This is a genomic window from Glycomyces tritici, from assembly GCF_030403505.1.
The window spans coordinates 163,041-179,829 of the sequence record NZ_JAUEMJ010000003.1; the positions used below are offsets into that span (position 1 = coordinate 163,041).

Below are 16,789 nucleotides of genomic sequence, written 5' to 3' on the forward strand. Positions count from 1 at the left end.
CTCTATCGTAGTCTACAACAGCGGAGAACGATCGTTCTCCAATATGAAAGGATCGTCGTCATGGGCACCATCACCGTCGGCACCGAGAACAGCACCCCCGTCGAGCTCTACTACGAGGACCAGGGCTCCGGCCAGCCGGTCGTCCTCATCCACGGCTACCCGCTCAACGGCCACAGCTGGGAGCGCCAGACCCGCGAGCTCCTCGCCGCCGGGTACCGCGTCATCACCTACGACCGCCGCGGCTTCGGCCAGTCGAGCAAGGTCGGCGCCGGATACGACTACGACACCTTCGCCGCGGACCTGAACCAGGTCCTGGAGACCCTCGACCTGCGCGACGTCATCCTCGTCGGCTTCTCCATGGGCACCGGCGAACTCGCCCGGTACGTCAAGAACCACGGCCACGAGCGGGTCGCCAAGCTCGCCTTCCTCGCCTCGCTCGAACCGTTCCTGGTCCAGCGCGACGACAACCCCGAAGGCGTCCCGCAGGACGTCTTCGACGGCATCGCCAAGGCCGCCCGCGAAGACCGCTACGCCTGGTTCACCCAGTTCTACCAGGACTTCTACAACCTGGACGAGAACCTCGGCAGCCGCATCAGCCAAGAGGTCGTCACCGCCAACTGGAACACCGCCACGACCTCGGCGCCCGTCGCCGCCTACGCCGTGGTCTCCGCCTGGATCGAGGACTTCCGCGAGGACGTGGCCGCCGTCCGCGCCGCCGGCAAGCCCTCGCTGATCCTCCACGGGGACAAGGACAACATCCTGCCGATCGACGCCACGGCCCGCCGCTTCCACGCCGCGTTCCCCGAAGCCGAGTACGTCGAGGTCGCGGGCGCGCCCCACGGTCTGCTGTGGACGCACGCCGAAGAGGTGAACGAGGCGCTGCTGAAGTTCGTCCGCTCCTAGACCGAACGCGGCGGCCCCCTCCCGGTCGGGAGGGGGCCGCCGCGTCGTTCAGCAGGAGTCGTTGCCCACGTACACGTACTGCAAGGTGACCGCCGTATCGCCCTCGGCCTGCGAGCCGCCGTTCGGCGACTGGGCCGTGACCTCGCAGTGGTCGTAACCGGGCCCCTGTGATCCGCGCTTTTCGCCTTGGGCCGCGACATCGGTGAACCCCGCCTCGGCGAGCATCCGCTTCGCCTCGGCCACGGTCGAACCGACCACATCGGGCACTTCGGAGGTGTCGGCCTGGTCCGAGGCGGACGGGGCGAACGGGGTCGCGCTCGACGCCGCCGCGGGAGCCGCAGGCGTCGGCGAGGTCGCGCTCACCGGCGAACTGCCATCCTCTGTGGAGTCGGCCGGTGCGGTCGCGACCGGCTCGGCGGAGTCCTCGGCGTCAGACGGGGCGGGCTCGGCCTCGCCGACCGCGGTCTCGTCGACGACCACCCCTTCCGTGGGCGCGAGGCCGAGGTCGCCGTCGATCTCGCGGTCGTCGATCCCGCCGCGGTTGAGGAGCGCGACGCCGGCGAACGAGGCGACCGCGATGACGACGACCATCACGGTCACCAGCACGTCAGGGCTCGCGCGCAGCCGGGCCAGCCCTGCGGGCGCATCGACCGGTTCCCCGCTCTCGCTGCGTATCCGGGCGAGTCCGGCCAGCGCCGCGCCCTCGGCGATCACCAGGTCCGGCAGGTCGGGCCGCACCGGCTCGACGCCGAGATGGTGCCCGAGGACCATGGCGACCAGCGGCATCCGGCTCACCCCGCCGACCAGCAGCACGCCCGCGACCTGCTCGGCCTCGATGCCTGCGTCCCGCATCGCCTCCTCGACGAGTCCCACGGTCCGCAGGATCGCAGGAGTGAGGCACTGGTCGGCGTCCTCGCGGGTCAGGCGCAGGTCGCGGCCGAGGTCCGGCAGGGAGACCGCCACGGACGGATGGTCGGTCAAGTACTCGCGGGCGCGCCTGACCTCGTCGAGCGCCTCGGCGCGCAGCGCGGTCTCGGCCGGGTCGCCCACGCGGGCCCAGAACTCGGGGTCGGCCTGGCGGTGGCGGCCCGCCAGGTGCTCGAGCAGGAGCCGGTCGAACTCGCGCCCGCCGATGTCGTCGGCGCTCTTGGCCGCCTCGACCGTGTAGTGGTCGCTCTCGCGGCTCACGACGCCGATGTGGCACGAGCCCGCGCCGATGTTGCAGACCACCAGCGGCGGCTGCGACTTCGCTTCGCCCCCTTGGTCTTCGGCGTACTGCCGGGCGGCGGCCTCGGGCTCGGAGACGAGGAAGGACGGTTCGAAGCCGGCGTTCGCGGCCGCCTCGGCGTGCGCCCGGCGGCGGGTCGCGGTCCAGGTGGCGGGGACGGCGAGCACGACGAGTGCGGATTCGTCGCCGGGAAGACCGGGCAGCGGCGCGCCGTCGGCCCGCACGCTCCCGAAGCGGGCCGTGCCCGCTTCGGGCTCCTCGGACTCGGCCCCATGATCGGTGCGGCGGGTCGACACGGTCGTGGTCGAGGATCCGAGGTCGACCCCCACGGCGACTGCTCGGGGTGAGGGTTGCATGCGAGTGAGTCTATTGGGTGGAATCGAACCCACTCAACGGGTGGGGTCGGTCACAGCTTCGTATCCTCTTGCGTCCCTGTGGTTTCCTCAATCCCCGGATCTCGTCCCCCATGCGCCGCAGCGCCTCGCTCCCGCAGCGGTCCGCCCAAGGTGGCCCTGGGAGACCCAGGAAAAGCGGACTCTGGTGCGCCCCCGCGATCCGGGCGAGGCTTACCGGCATGAAAGCACTGATCGTCTCCGCGCACCCCGATGCGAACTCCCTGACCGCCGCATTGAAAGACCTCGCCGTGAGCACGCTGGAGGCGAACGGCCACGAGGTCGCGGTCTCCGACCTGTACGCGATGAAGTGGCAGTCGGCGGCCGACTTCACCGACTTCGACGGGATCACCGGCCCCGACTTCATGCACGCCTCCGGCACCGCCTACGAGACCGGCCGGCTCGCCCCCGACATCCAGGCGGAGCAGCAGAAGCTGCTCGACGCCGACCTCGTCGTCCTGCTCTTCCCGCTCTGGTGGTTCACCGTCCCGGCGATCCTCAAAGGATGGATCGACCGGGTCTTCACCTACAACTTCGCCTACGGCGCCTCGATCCCCCGCTACGGCGACGGGCCCCTGGCGGGCAAGCGCGCCATGCTCGCCACCCTCACCGGCGGCCGCGCCGGCCACTACACCCCCCGAGGCGTCAACGGCCCCATCGAAGACCTCCTCTTCCCCCTCAACCACGGCCTCCTCTACTTCACCGGCTTCGACGTCCTCCCGCCCTTCGTCGCGCACAGCGCCGTCCACCTCACCCAGGAGGGCTACGACGACATCAAGGAGGGCTTCCAACGGCGCCTCACCACCGCCTTCACCACCGAACCCCTCCCCTACCGACCCGAAGCCGGCGGCGACTACACCCCCCTCACCCGCCCCGACGCCTCAGAACTCGCCCCCGGCCTCGAAACCCCCGGCACCAGCGGCTTCGGCCTCCACCTCGCCGACCAGCGCTGAAGCGTCGCGGGCACTCAGGTGCCCGCGCCGCTCTCCGGGCCGTCGTCTAGGAGGCAGTGCCGGTCACGGTCGTGCCGGACTTGGCGACCGTGTACTCCACGGTCCCGCCGCCCCAGAAGTGGAACGTGAGGGTGACGGGCTCGCCGTCCCTGACCGCGTTGAAGAAGTCAGCGGTGAGCGTGATCGTGCCGCCCCCGTAGTCGGGCCGGTAGGTCGCCCAGAACTCCTTGTAGGAGGTCCAGTCGTGGGGCCCGGCGTAGGTGCCGTCGGCGTACTTCGCCTCCATCGTGGCGATCCGGTCGCCGTTGAACTCGGTCGGGATCGCGAACGCGTTCACGGCCCCGGACGCGTCCGAGAGCTCCGGCGTGTCGTAGCTGATGACGTGGATCCGCCAGGGCAGACCGTCCGAGAAGCGCGCCTCGACCGTCGCGTTGACGCCGTACGCGCGGTCGCCCGCGAGACGGGTCAGCGCGGCGGCGGTGAAGGTCAGCGTGTCGCCGGTGACGGTGTAGTCGGCGCCCTCTGCCAGCTCGGTGTCGCCGTGCCACAGGCCCTCGAACTCGAGGCCGTTGCGGTTGAGCGTGAGCGACTCGTCCGCGATGGCCCCGGCCTTCTCGACGTAGATCGAGTCGAACGAGGCCGTGCCCGAACGCGTCGTCAGGCCCGAGTCCAGGTACGAGTGCACGTACGGGTCGCGCCACTCCAGGGTCTCGCGGTTGAGGTACGAGCCGGCGTCCCACAGCATCAGGGTCATCTGCTTGTCCCGGGCCTGGAACATCATGCCCTCGAAGAACTTCAGCAGCTCACCGTACTGCTGGGAGGGGACGATGGGCCGGGTCCAGTCGTACCCGAGGACGCCCCACTCCCCGATGATGACCGGGATGCCGTCCGCCACGAAGGTGTCGTGCACCCGCTCGAAGGTCGTCGTGATCTCCTGCTCGACCTGCTCGCTGTAGGTGGTGCCCCCGGCGATGTTGACGCTGAACGGCCAGGGCCCGTACATGTGGACGGTCGCGGCGATCATCGGGTCGTCGAGGGAGTCGATGGTGGCCTTGAGCGCGTCCAGCTGCGGCTGGTCCGCACTGGTGACCAGCGTGGGCATCACCAGGAGCCGGTCGCCGTTGTTCCCGCCGGAGCCGCGGACGATCTCGTGGAAGGCGACGTTGAGCTCGTCGACCAGCACATCCCCGGCCGGTGCGTCGGTGCCGGTGAACTGCGGCTCGTTGACGCTCTCGAAGGACAGCTCGGACGGGTAGTCCTTGAACCGCTCGGCGATCTGCGTCCAGATCGCCTCGTACTTGGCGAGCACGCCGTCGTGGTCGGTGGGCATGGCGCTCATCCACATCCACGAGTCGTGGTGGATGTTGAGCAGGACCTGCATGTCGTTCGCGAGGGCCATGTCGGCGACCTCCGCGACGCGGTCGAGCCAGACCGGGTCGATCGTGTAGTCCGGTGCGGGGCCGAGGTTCTCGTCCCAGGTGACGGGCAGGCGGATCGACTTGTAGCCCTCGGCCTTGACGGTCTGGATGAGCTCCTCGGTGATCAGCGGGTTGCCCCAGCCGGTCTCACCGCCCAGCGCGTCCAGGGTGTTGCCGATGTTCCAGCCCGGCTGCATGGCCGCGACCTGCTGCATCGCGGTGAGCGGCTCGCTCACCGAGCCGTCGCAGAGACGGCCGTTGAGGCGGAACTCGGTCGGGTCGGTGTTCGCACCCGACCACGAACCGGAGAACCCGAACGACGTCGAGCCGCCGGTCGCCAGCGAGGCGTTGTGTCCGAGGCTGGAAGCCTTGGCAGAGGCGGCCTTGCTCTTGTCCTTCGCGTTCCACATGTGGGTGATGCGCTGGCCGTCGGCCCAGGTCCACTCGAGGTCCCAGTGGTTGACCGGGTCGCCGAGGTTGGTGACCTCGACGTTGGCGTTGAAGCCGCCCGACCACTGGCCGGTGACCTGGTAATCGACCTCGCAGCCCTGGGCCGCCTGAGCGCCGGAGGCGCCGATCAGCCCCGCGGTCAAAGCGGTGACCGCGACTGCGGCGATCGCGCCGAGGCGCAGTCGTCTTCTATGGACAGCATCTGATGTCTTCACGGATCTCCTTGAGGGAAAGTGATTTCCGTGAGGGCGCGACTTCCGCCGCCGGAGGGGGGTCGTCTCCTTGTGCGATCCCAGCCTAGGTTCGCCGACCGACCATAGTCAATAGACCAATCTGCACTCTTCGATACCGCCCCGCCCCCGCCCAAGGCTGCCACTCGCCCTCTGCGCCGGTGACGACCCCGCTGGCATCCTGATAGCCGGCGGCCCTGCGCAACACCTCGTCTGAGACCGCGTCGCCACTCGCTTCGGACCCAGGAAGAGATGTGCGTGCGTGTTCCCGAGCCCGGGCGGGTCGGCGAAGATCAAGGAAAGCGGACGGAAGAATACAAACCTCATGCCCACCTCGTCGAGGCGTTCGGGGTCTAGAACATTTCGGTGCAGCTGGTGTGGCGCTCGGACTCGGGGCAGTAGTACAGCTGGAGCGTGTACCCGCGTCCGATCGTCACCTCCACCGGGTCCGAGTGGCGGTATTCGGTTCCGGCTTCTTCAACGGGCTGCCAACTCCCTGTGCCCCCATCGAACTCCCCACTGGAGGCCGTGAACAGCGGCAGCTGTTCGGCACCGCAGCCGCACATGATCGGGTGCGGGTCGATGATGCCCCAGATCCCCCCGTGCCCCATGACCTTCCAACCGGGAGCGAACGCGACGTTCCAGTTGTAGGCCGACGACAGGTCCTGCCTATTCGCCCAATCGAGAATGCGCTTGGCAAGCGGCCCGGGCAGGTTCTCCGTGTTCGGATACTCGGTCACCGTCTCAGGGTGGACGGCGCACATGTTCGGCACATAGTCCCCTTTGCAGATCACCGGGAGAGGCGGATCAGCTAGCCTCACGGCAACCTCCTCGGTTCGGCGCCAGCGAAGCTGGAAGACCGGGTTGCATGGCACGTCCACGTCAGGGTGGTCGCGTGGACACCAGAGGACCTGCAGGAGGTCGTACCGGTCGGACCAGGGCAGGCCGGGCACGTCATGTACAGCTGCGCGACCGGGATAAGCGGCTGCGGCGCGCCTTCGTCGTAGTCGGGATGGTTGTCACTGGAATGTTCCAGGCGCAGTTGGTGCAAGCGCTCGCGCTCGACAGCCCAGTCGAGCTTCTCCCCGAGCTCCTCGCGACGGTCACGGTCACTCAGAAACGCCCGCTCAGCGCGTACGTAGTCGAAGGGCTCGTCGCCCCAGTCCTCATGCTCGAGCTCGCATGTCGGCCACGGCTCGTCGACGGGCCACAGCAGCGGACCACCGACCGAGCTCTCGTCGATGGAGGGAGTTCCGGGCCGGGGATGGAGCCGCACTGCGGACTTGGCGTACGCAGCGAGTTCCGGGAACGGCGTGAGGATCTCGTAGGGGCGAGGTGGGGTTGTGAGAGTCATGAGCTGGGTCTTCTTTTATGGGGTGTAGGGGCGCGAGGATCGTAGCGCCACGTACTGACACTCGTAACTCGGCTATTCGAAGAATCCCTGCCACCACGGGGAAGGATCCCTCTGGGGCATCGAATCGCTCGATTTCACCTGAGCAGCAGGCGATCTGGACGCCGTTACCCGCCACCAAGTACGGCCGTGTCATGGCAGCGGCGCTCGGAATCTCATCTCGCGTTCGTCGATGCCTAGTTGCGTGATCCGGATGGGGACGGCTAGATTGTCGACATGATGTTCAACGAAACGAGCACTTCAGGTTCATGACGGGGCCCGGCGAGCGCAGTGCGCTCGACCCAGTGCTCGTACCCCTTCATCAGTGCATTCGCGCACTACTGCTTCGTCATCCCGACAGTCCCATCCCGGACGGTGCGATCAAGGCGCTCCGCAGCGATGCGGCGCGACCGAGGCCCGGCAGTCGCCAGCTCATACCCGATCGCTTGGTACGCGGCAAGGACGCTCTCATAGCCGGCCGCAGCGATCGCCGCGCAGGGCGCGCAGTAGTGCGAGGCATCCTCCAGGCTGCGGCGCCGGGATTCGCGGAGGATCTCGATCGGCTCTGTGAAGAGATGCGCGGAATCCAGTACCACTGGGGCCTGCGGTTCGAGCACGCCGACGGCGATCTCGGGCTTGATCCGGAGACGATCCGCATTATCGCGCTCCACCTGCTGCGACAGGGTGTCACCATCCTCGAGATCATGACCGGACTCGAGCTGCTGACCACCGTCGTCTCGGACGAGGACATCGAGCTCATCCGCGAAATCGCCCTGCTTCAAGGCGATTACGGCTATGCCGCAACGAAAATGCTCAGGACCTGCTCGAATCCGGGGCATTCCCTGCATTGGCTGGCCGTACGTTCCTCGATTCCGGACCAAACCACGTACACCGACGCACTCGCAGCACTCTCCGCCGAGGACATCGAGCCGCTGCTTGCGGAGCTGAATGCCGCGGATCGAGTCGAACTCATCCGGATGATGAGCCACCGAAGCCATACCCCCACATGGATGCAGGGTGGCAAGCAGTTCGCCGTTCCTCTAGCCCTTGCCGCGAAGCGGCCGGAACTGTTCGGCCCGGGCCTGTCCGGGCTCACGGGAATCGTGCAGGTCCGCGACGACCTCCTCTACGGGCACAGCGCCTTCCTCGAGATCGAGCAAGGTTTGCGCGCCAGCATCGCGCGCGACCTCCTCGCCGCGCTGCAAGCCCCCGAGCGTCGCGCACTCGTGTCGGCGGCTCTGGCACTCGATCCCCATGACAGCGAAGCGATCTGGCTGCATCAATACATCGAGCGGGCCGACGACGGGGACGGCGACTTCCCTCCTGGCCTGGCTATCCGCATCGCCGTCCCAGCTCCCGCCACGGGACAGCCACCACGGACGCACCTTGTCGTGGACGGCGTCCCCCTGGTCACGAACCTGTTCGACCTCGGCGTGCCGGACAGCCCGTCGCGTCTGCTTCATCGGAAGCAGGGCCTGCGGGCACGGGCCGAAGTACACGAGGTCTGGCTCGCCGAAGCCGACTGCACGGAAGGCTGCTGCGGCGTCTTGGCTGCGCAGATCCGCAGAGACGAGGCCTCGGGCCAGGTGCTCTGGGAGGTGAAGGCGACCCGCAGCCGCTCCGAACCTACGCCGTTCACCTTCAACGCGGACGAGTACGACGCCGAGGTGGCCCGCGCTGAAGAAGACCGCTCGTGGGAATGGCCTGCACTGCAGGCAGCTCGGCTGCTCAACCAGCGACTGCGCGACGAACCCGCACTCCTGGACCGCTGGGACTGCCGCAACGGTGGGGTGGGCTCATGGAACTCCGACCGATCGCTCCTGCAGTTGCATCTATGGCACCCGGAACCGCCCAATCCCGACCGCCCCTGGCTTCAGTTCAAGTACCCGGTCAAGGTCCTCGACTCCATTACTGTCGATAACGGCGCCATCGCGGCACGAGTCGAGGAGATCCTCGAGCGGCTCCGCACCACAGACCCGAAATTGGCCGGGCAGGTCTGCGGCGGTTCTCAGGCGCACGCGGAAGCGCTGGGATATCCGTGGCCACCGCCTCGCTGACCTGGAACCCAACATCTTCGGGCCGCTCCGACCGCGGCCCGAAGGTCCGATCACCAAGCAGCCCGCCTTGGATGGGGCTAACGCGCCACGGGTAGGAGGTGCGAGAATCTTGGCAGAGCGAGTGCCCCGGCACGCGGCTGTCGGGGCGATGACGTCCATGCCGCCGTCGTAGGGGTGGAACAGCCAGCGCGCTTCCAAATCGGTGACCGCCCCCAACATCCTGATAGTTGGCGACTCGGCGCAGCGCCTCGTCGATCAAGCCCCTCCGCCACTCACATCGTTTCAAGAAGAGGTGCGCGTAGGTGTTCCCGAACTCTGGCCCGAGTAGCATCATCGGCCAACGCCGTGTCCAAACCGCCTCGAAATCGTCATGCACAGGTCTCAGGCTAGCCACGGCACGCCCAGTCGCATCTGGCCGCACAGGTAGGGTCTTCGGCATGCGTTTGTTGGTGGCACGGTGCCAGGTTGATTACACGGGGCGGCTTTCAGCCCATTTGCCCATGGCGACTCGTCTGCTCATTTGGAAGGCGGACGGGAGCGTGCTGGTGCACGCCGACGGAGGGTCGTACAAGCCCCTCAACTGGATGACGCCGCCGTGCACGGTCGTCGAAGGCGCCACCGAGTGGACCGTGACCTCGAAGAAGACCGGCGACCAGCTGAAGATCACCATCGAAGAGGTCTTCCACGACTCGAGCCACGAGCTCGGCGTCGACCCCGGGCTGCAGAAGGACGGCGTCGAGGCGCACCTCCAGGAGCTGCTCGCCGCCGACACCGGGCCGCTCGGGAAGGGCTGGTCGCTGGTGCGCCGCGAGTACCCGACCGCGATCGGGCCCGTGGACCTCATGTGCCGCGACTCCGACGGGAAGCACGTCGCCGTCGAGATCAAGCGGCAAGGGGGCATCGACGGCGTCGAGCAGCTGACCCGCTACCTCGAACTGCTCAACCGCGACCCGCTCCTGGCCCCGGTCGACGGCGTCTTCGCCGCCCAGTCCATCAAACCCCAGGCCCGGGTCCTCGCCGAGGACCGCGGCATCCGCTGCGTGGTCCTGGACTACGACGACCTGCGCGGGGCGGTCGACGAGAGCCAGCCGAGGCTGTTCTAGACGAACGGCGAAGGGCCGCAGCGGTATCGCTGCGGCCCTTCGACATTCAGCCGGAACTAGGGGGTCTCGAGGTTTTCGAGCTGGGACTCCCAGTCCTCGTAGTCGCCGCACTCTTCCTCGGTCAGACCGGCGTCCTCGCAGGCCTGCTTCCACTCCTCGTCGATGTACTCGTCGGCCGCCTGGACGAAGACGTAGTTGATGACGATGGCGGCGCCGATGGCGAGGATGCCGAGCACCAGGCCGGTGCCGCCGGTGCCCTTGCCCTTGCCGCCGCGCGAGCCGGCCTTGGCGAGGGCGATGATGCCGAAGATGATGGCGAGCACGCCGAGCGGGATGCCGGTGAAGACGTTGACGACGGGGATCAGGCCCAGGACGAGGCCGATGATGCCGAGCACGAGGGCGGTCACGCCGAAGCCGTTGCCCTGCTTGATGGGGGCGGGCTGCTGCATGGGGGCAGGGGCGGGCGGGTAGGCCACGAGATTTCTCCTATTGAGGTCGATCGATTGGGAGGTTCGGGCGGAACAGCGTGGAGTCTAGGGCAGCGGCGCAAAGCGCAAAACGCTGGCCATCGGGTAAATAGCCGGAATAGTCCGTACTTTCACCATTAGGACCAGGGTAACCACCCACAGTGTTCATCACCGAGCGAGTTCGCTATTCCACCCTGCGCAACCGCAGGATCGCCGAGTCCCAATCGGCGCCGGCCCATCGCAGCGGCAGGCCGAGCACGTTCAGCGTTGCTCCCCAGTGGAGGTCGCCCGTGTCCTCGTCCAGCCAGCGCGAGTCGGACGCGATCCCCTCGGGCCGCAGCGGCGCCAGCGGCCGGTTGCAATGCCACGGGGTCTTGAACGCCAGCACCGCGATCTGATCGCCGCGCACGTACTGTACGCCGGTGACCGGAGAGGCCTCCGGGTCGCCCAGCCGGTGCTGCACGCCATGCTGCACGACCGGCCGCAGCCGCTTGTAGTGCGCCACATGCTCGGCGGCCTCCTCCAGTTCGGCCTCCGTCCACTCGGTCAGGTTGCCGCCCACGGCGAGCACGCCCGCGCTGGCGACCTGGAAGCGGAACCGCAGCGAGGTGGTGCGCCGGTTGAAGCCGCTGGGCTCGTCGGTGATCCAGGTGTCCATGGCGCGGGTCGGGTAGGCCTGGCTGAAGCCGTACTGGATGGCGACGCGGTCGCCGGCGTCCGTGTTGTCCGAGGTCCACACCTGGTCGACGTGGCGGAGCATGCCGGGGTCGACGCGGCCGCCGCCGCCCGCGCAGCCTTCGATGCGCACGTTCGGGTGCTCGGCGCGCAGCCGCTCCTTGAGTGCGTAGACGGCTTCGACGTGCTCGAACCAGGCCCGGTCGGGGTCGGCGTGGCCGGGACGGCCGACCTCGGTCCAGGGCCGGTTGTGGTCCCACTTGAGGTAGTCGATGTCGTTGCCGCTCAGCAGTTCGTCGAGCCAGGCGAAGGCCCAGGCGGCGACTTCGGGGCGGCCATAGTCGAGGACGAGCTGCTGGCGCAGTTCGGTGCGGTCGCGCCCGGCCTGATGCAGGACCCAGTCGGGGTGGGCGCGGTAAAGGTCGGAGTCGGGATTGCACATCTCCGGTTCGACCCAGATCCCGAACTTCATGCCGGTCGCGTGCACGGCGTCGATGAGGGGCCCCAGGCCCTTGGGGAACCGGTCGGGGTTGGGGCTCCAGTCGCCGAGGCCGGCGTGGTCGGTGACGCGGGCGCCGAACCAGCCGTCGTCGACGACGAACTGCTCGCAGCCGATGCGCGCGGCCAGGGATACGAGCGGCAGCTGCTTCTCCTCGGCCACGTCGAAGAACACGGCCTCCCAGGAGTTGAACAGGACCGGCGCGTCCTCTTCGGGGGTGGGCATGACGTGGCGTCGCAGGTGCTCGTGCCAGGCGCGCGAGGCGCCGCCGAAGCCGCCGGGGGTGAAGAGGCCGGAGGCGACGGGGGTCGTCCAGGTCTCGCCGTCCCGCAGGGTCCAGCGCAGGCCCTCGTGGCCGGCGCCGCCGGTGATGGACACGCGCCCTTGGGCGGAGCGGCGCAGGAGGACCCGCCACGAGCCGGACCAGGCGAGGTTCGTGGAGTAGACGGTCCCGGCGGTCTCGGTGGCGGTGCCGTCGTCGAGGGCGACCCAGGGGTTGGCCTGGTGGCTGGTGCCGCCGCGCCGCGAGCCGATCGCGGTCTCGCCCACGGGGAGGGGGACGCGCCGCAGCTGCCACTCTGCGGCCCATTCGCCGCTCAGGTGGGAGAGCCGGTAGTCGTCCCAGTGCGGGAGGGTCCAGGCAGCAGAGTCGAAGCGGGTCAATTCGACCAAAGGAGCAGCGTCCAAGCGGGTCGCGACCGAAGGAGCGCCGTCGAAGCGGGTCGATTCGACCGAGGCAGCAGCGTCGGGCTCGACCGGGGCTGCGGCTTCGAGGGAGGCCCAGCGGTCCAGCACGCCGGTGTCCCACAGCCGGTAGTGCAGGGTGAGGGCCAGAGTCCGGTCGGTGAAGTGGATCGCCAGGTGGTCGCCCTCGATCGAGTGGTCGGCGTAGTTCCAGGCGAAGCCCTTGGCGCCGTCGGGGTGCCGCAGCTGCAGGGACGGGGTCGCGAACTGCGGTCCGAGTTCGCCGAGGAGTTCGGCGCCGGTGTGGAGCCGGTCGTCCCACGAGTACGCCTCGCGCCACTCGACCGCGAGCGAGGCCACGGCCTCGTCCGGGATCGCGGGGCCCCAGTGGAGCTGGCGGGGCAGGCCGCCTTGGAGGCCGACGACGTAGGAGAGGCCGGGCCCGGCGAGGTGCCAGGTGAGGGCGGCTTCATCGAAGCGGATGGGCATTTGCAGGCTCCTCAAGATCGAGATCGGCTCCAGTCTGCACCGGGAACCGCCCCGTATAGAAACCGGTTTCATTCCTTAAGACGGGCCCGAGTTGCCCCGATCTTCACGCCCCCGCAACCGCCGTGTCACTCCGAGGGGCCCGCCGCAGGTGGTGAACGGGCACGTGGGAGCGGCATGCAAGACTATTGGCATGCTTCACGCGGTGGTCCCCGCAGGCGGTTCCGGAACTCGGCTCTGGCCCCTGTCTCGCGCGCAACGACCCAAGTTCCTGCTCCCTCTCACGGGCACGGACTCGTCGTTGCTGCAATCGACCGTCGAACGGGCGAGACTGCTCTCCGACCCCGACCACGTCTACGTCGTGACGGGCGCGGCCCACGCCGTCGACGTGGCCCGCCAGCTGCCCGAGGTCCCCGGCGACAACATCCTCGTGGAGCCCTCGCCGCGCGACTCTGCCGCAGCGATCAGCCTCGCCGCCGCCGTCATCGCCGAGCGCGACCCGGCCGCGATCATGGGCGCCTTCGCCGCCGACCACCTCGTGCTCGACGGCGAGGCCTTCGCCAAGACCGTCGCCAAGGCCATGGAACTGGCCTCCACGGGCCTGCTCATGACCATCGGCATCACCCCCACGGGACCCGACACCGGCTTCGGGTACCTGCGGCTCGGCCCCCCGGTCGGCCCCGGCTACCAGCTCGGCGCGTTCGTCGAGAAGCCCGACCAGGTCTCGGCGGTCGAGTACGTCTCGGCCGGGAACTACCTGTGGAACGCCGGCATGTTCGTGTGGCGCGTCGACGCCTACCTCGCCGAGCTCCAGCGCCACCGGCCCGCGCTGCACGACGCGGTGCGCACCCTCGCCGCCGCCTGGGACTCCAACCACCGCGAGGCCCTGTTCGCGCGGCTGTGGCCGACCCTCGAGAAGATCTCGATCGACTACGCCGTCATGGAGCCCGCGGCCGCCGCGGGCAAGGTCGGCGTCGTCCCCGGCGACTTCGAGTGGCACGACGTGGGCGACTACAACACCCTCGGCCAGGTCCTCAAGGCCAACGACAAGGTCGGCAACGTCGTCGTCGAGCCGCGCGGCTCCGCCCAGACCTTCCTGACCGAGTCGAAGCGGAACGTGGTCGTGCCGGCCGCCGGGCGGCTCATCGCCACCGTCGGGGTGGACGACCTCATCATCGTCGACACGCCGGACGCACTCCTGGTGTGCCCCAGGGACAGGGCTCAGGAGGTCAAGGGCCTGGTCGAGGAACTCAAGCAGGCCAACCGAACCGATCTGGTCTAATGGCGCCCATGAAGCTCGGGTCACGCCAACGGTCGGTGCTCGCCGGCCTGCTCCTCGCCCTCGCGGTCATCGTCATCGCCGTCGCCTTGTCGCAATGGCTGTTCGGGGTCGGGCTCGACCCCCGCGACGACACCCTCCGCCGCGCCGCCGGGATCGGCTACAACGACGAGGCCCGCGGCACGCTCTTCTCGATCCTCCCGGTCGCACTGCCCGCGCTCGCGGCGTTCCTCGCCCCCGACACGCGACCCGGACGGGTGACAGTCCGCCTTACCCGTCTCGTTTATGTCGCCTACCTCGTTATCGGTGTACTGCTGGCACTGTCGGCAGCCCGGTACGGATTCGACGATGCCAGGCAACTGGTTGAGGAAGGACAGGTCTTCATCGACACCCGCGCCGCCGTGGAGCGACTGCTGCTCGACGCGGTGTGGCTGACGCTGGCCGGAATCGGCCTCGTCGCGGTGCGATGGAACGGGACTCGCGAGCGATCCTCCACTCCGAAACCTGTCAAGTTAAGTCCCCCACAAGCGTGAGTCTGAGGGGTCCTTCCATCATTCAGTTCACTGTGCGCTATCGTCTGATATCGAACCGTGACCGAAAAGCGATGAGCACTCATCGTCCATAGCGACGAGTAATGGCGGTGCGGCCCCATCTACAGGCCGCCCGCGGGCACCGGGCTTCACCAAGAAGCACAACCATGCAGGACAGGCACCAGCGGACGACCGGCTCGTCCGCAGCAGGGCCGTACGCGTTTCAGGGGAGGGGACGCGTCCAGCCCGCCATCCGCATCCCGGTGCAGCGCAAGTGATTGCAAGGGGGGAGCACCGGCACTGCCGGTGCGCGAACGAGGAGGCGGACGCATATGGACGGCCGTGACTACTTGGCCGACCTGTTGGGTAACGTTCCGGAGTGGCAGGCTCGCGCATTGTGCGCGCAGACCGATCCGGAGGCGTTCTTCCCCGAAAAAGGGGGCTCCACGCGGGATGCGAAACGCATCTGCGCGCGGTGCGAGGTCAAAGAGAACTGTCTGCAGTACGCACTCGACCACGATGAGCGCTTCGGCATCTGGGGCGGGCTCTCCGAACGGGAGCGCCGCAAGATCAAACGCCAGGCGCGCGAAGCGGCAAGGCGGCGCACCGAGCGCCTGCCGGTGGTGGTGTGTTTCCCGAGCCCGATGATCAACCCCGCGCTGGCGTCAGAGGTCGTCTTCGCGGCAGAGCAGCGCCACGCCGAGCCCGTCCTGGTCGGCGGCGGCATCGGCGCCCAGGTGGGACTGCTGGAGGAGCTGGTCGGCGCCCGCATGCCCGCTCCGGTCGGCGAACTCGCGGAGGAACCGGTCGTGCAGGAGCGCATTCCGGTCGCCGCATAAGCACATCCCTACGAGCGAGCGGCGGGGGCGGGACATCGATGTCCCGCCCCTGCGCCGCTGCAAGACCGGTCCCCACTCCGTGCCCCGCGAAACATGAAACGGGATATTCCCGATTTGTCCCTTAGGGGCCCCCTGGTTTAACTCTATGTCCCGGGTGCGACACGAACCGTTTCGAACAAGAAGCGAGCCGGCCTCAGAACTCCAGGTCCTCGGGCGGCAGGTTCAGCAGGGACGCCAGCTGCTCGGCCAGCACCGACCGCACCAGCCCCTCCATCTCCGCCTTGCCCTCGGCCCGCAGCTCGATCGGCCTGCGGTACAGCACGATCCGCGGCGAGGCCGCCACGGTGCCCGGCTGCGCCGGGTACAGCTTCGAGAGCGGCACCCCGCGGTCCTCCACGATGTCCGCGTCGTAGTGCTGCGACTCCGGCGGCACCTCGTCGACGGCGAACTCGATGTGCCGCAGATCCGTGAACTTCGAACCCAGCGACTCCGCCAGACGGCGCTCGATCTCGACCACCGAATCCATCACCAGCGCGTCGAACTGCTCGACGTGCGTGCGACGCAGCGGCAGGGCGCGGGGCGCCAGCGGCCCCCGCATCCCCCGTCCGTGTCGATCTCTGCGCATGGGGAAACCATAGCGTTCGCGCCCGACGAATTCGGTCCCCGCGATCGCGATCCGGACAATTCCGCATCGGACCACAGTTCAGCGCCGCTGACTTCGCCACCGCGAGTGGTAGTTTCGTGGGGTGAGGTCGGATCGGCGTTGCTCCCGGAACGGCTGCCGCCAGCCTGCGGTGGCCACTTTGACATATATCTACTCGGATTCGACGGCTGTGGTCGGCCCGCTCTCCACGACGCGGGAACCCCACAGCTATGACCTGTGTGATGCGCACGCCCGGCGCCTCACCGTGCCCCATGGTTGGGAACTGGTCCGCCATCAAGGCGATTACACGGTGCCCATGCCCACCGACGACGACCTGGTCGCCCTGGCCAACGCCGTGCGGGAAGCCGCCGTGGGCGACAGGCACGAGCTGGAGCCGCCGGGCGCCGAACCGGCCCCGATGTCCGGGAGCCGGTACGACGACACGGATGCGTCTCCGCGCCAAGGGCTCCGCCCCGCCGCGCCCCAGATCGGTGCCAGGCGTCACCTCCGGGTGGTGTCCGGAGACGAGGACCTACAGCGCTAGTCTCGTCACGGGGCGGCCT

The 16,789-nt window shown here is 68.5% G+C and carries 14 protein-coding genes and 2 pseudogenes; 8 read left to right on the forward strand and 8 right to left on the reverse strand.

What is annotated here, in order from left to right; genetic code table 11:
* Positions 1-60: 60 nt before the first annotated feature.
* The gene (locus tag QWI33_RS11260; RefSeq protein WP_289957227.1) at positions 61-903 is read left to right on the forward strand and encodes an alpha/beta fold hydrolase; all 843 of its coding nucleotides are present in this window, start codon (positions 61-63) and stop codon (positions 901-903) included.
* A gap of 48 nt (positions 904-951) precedes the next feature.
* On the opposite strand, the gene QWI33_RS11265 is transcribed toward QWI33_RS11260, so the two are convergent.
* Positions 952-2,487: an Hsp70 family protein gene (locus tag QWI33_RS11265; RefSeq protein ID WP_289957228.1), complete on the reverse strand. Its 1,536-nt coding sequence runs from the start codon at positions 2,485-2,487 to the stop codon at positions 952-954.
* Positions 2,488-2,705: 218 nt separating this feature from the next.
* Between QWI33_RS11265 and QWI33_RS11270 the strand changes: the two genes are divergently transcribed.
* Positions 2,706-3,476, forward strand: coding sequence for an NAD(P)H-dependent oxidoreductase (locus QWI33_RS11270; protein ID WP_289957230.1), 771 nt, complete (start codon positions 2,706-2,708; stop codon positions 3,474-3,476).
* A 46-nt stretch (positions 3,477-3,522) separates the two neighbouring features.
* Here QWI33_RS11270 and QWI33_RS11275 read toward each other — a convergent pair whose 3' ends face one another.
* From QWI33_RS11275 to QWI33_RS11285, 3 genes are all read right to left on the reverse strand, one after another.
* A complete protein-coding gene (locus tag QWI33_RS11275; RefSeq protein WP_289957231.1) occupies positions 3,523-5,559 on the reverse strand; it encodes a cellulase family glycosylhydrolase in 2,037 nt (678 codons plus the stop codon).
* Positions 5,560-5,927: 368 nt separating this feature from the next.
* The gene (locus QWI33_RS11280) at positions 5,928-6,314 is read right to left on the reverse strand and encodes a hypothetical protein (protein ID WP_289957233.1); all 387 of its coding nucleotides are present in this window, start codon (positions 6,312-6,314) and stop codon (positions 5,928-5,930) included.
* 77 nt (positions 6,315-6,391) lie between these two features.
* Complete coding sequence (locus QWI33_RS11285) at positions 6,392-6,928, reverse strand: hypothetical protein (protein ID WP_289957235.1); 537 nt, start codon at positions 6,926-6,928, stop codon at positions 6,392-6,394.
* 545 nt (positions 6,929-7,473) lie between these two features.
* Here QWI33_RS11285 and QWI33_RS11290 point away from each other — a divergent pair.
* A complete protein-coding gene (locus QWI33_RS11290; RefSeq protein WP_289957238.1) occupies positions 7,474-9,021 on the forward strand; it encodes a hypothetical protein in 1,548 nt (515 codons plus the stop codon).
* A 141-nt stretch (positions 9,022-9,162) separates the two neighbouring features.
* Here the strand turns inward: QWI33_RS11290 and QWI33_RS29575 are convergent.
* Positions 9,163-9,240 (reverse strand): annotated as a pseudogene (locus QWI33_RS29575) (DUF3885 domain-containing protein); the annotation flags it as partial.
* Between the two features lie 218 nt (positions 9,241-9,458).
* Here QWI33_RS29575 and nucS point away from each other — a divergent pair.
* Positions 9,459-10,124, forward strand: a complete 666-nt coding sequence (gene nucS, locus QWI33_RS11295) for an endonuclease NucS (RefSeq protein WP_289957240.1) — start codon at positions 9,459-9,461, stop codon at positions 10,122-10,124.
* 56 nt (positions 10,125-10,180) lie between these two features.
* Here the strand turns inward: nucS and QWI33_RS11300 are convergent, their stop codons facing one another.
* Complete coding sequence (locus tag QWI33_RS11300; protein ID WP_289957241.1) at positions 10,181-10,600, reverse strand: hypothetical protein; 420 nt, start codon at positions 10,598-10,600, stop codon at positions 10,181-10,183.
* Between the two features lie 175 nt (positions 10,601-10,775).
* Complete coding sequence (locus QWI33_RS11305) at positions 10,776-12,938, reverse strand: alpha-galactosidase (RefSeq protein ID WP_289957242.1); 2,163 nt, start codon at positions 12,936-12,938, stop codon at positions 10,776-10,778.
* A 190-nt stretch (positions 12,939-13,128) separates the two neighbouring features.
* Here QWI33_RS11305 and QWI33_RS11310 point away from each other — a divergent pair, with 190 nt between their 5' ends.
* The 3 genes and pseudogenes from QWI33_RS11310 to QWI33_RS29350 form a co-directional block, all read left to right on the forward strand.
* Positions 13,129-14,217, forward strand: coding sequence for a mannose-1-phosphate guanylyltransferase (locus QWI33_RS11310; protein ID WP_289957245.1), 1,089 nt, complete (start codon positions 13,129-13,131; stop codon positions 14,215-14,217).
* Between the two features lie 8 nt (positions 14,218-14,225).
* On the forward strand, positions 14,226-14,747 hold the full coding sequence (locus tag QWI33_RS11315) for a hypothetical protein (RefSeq protein ID WP_289957247.1): 522 nt from the start codon (positions 14,226-14,228) through the stop codon (positions 14,745-14,747).
* A 329-nt stretch (positions 14,748-15,076) separates the two neighbouring features.
* Positions 15,077-15,328: pseudogene (locus QWI33_RS29350) on the forward strand (WhiB family transcriptional regulator); the annotation flags it as partial.
* Positions 15,329-15,776: 448 nt separating this feature from the next.
* Here QWI33_RS29350 and QWI33_RS11325 read toward each other — a convergent pair.
* Positions 15,777-16,208: a metallopeptidase family protein gene (locus tag QWI33_RS11325; RefSeq protein ID WP_289957251.1), complete on the reverse strand. Its 432-nt coding sequence runs from the start codon at positions 16,206-16,208 to the stop codon at positions 15,777-15,779.
* 121 nt (positions 16,209-16,329) lie between these two features.
* On the opposite strand from QWI33_RS11325, the gene QWI33_RS11330 reads away from it, so the two are divergent.
* Positions 16,330-16,770 (forward strand): DUF3499 domain-containing protein, encoded by a 441-nt coding sequence (locus QWI33_RS11330; protein WP_289957253.1) that lies wholly within the window; start codon positions 16,330-16,332, stop codon positions 16,768-16,770.
* Positions 16,771-16,789: the final 19 nt, after the last annotated feature.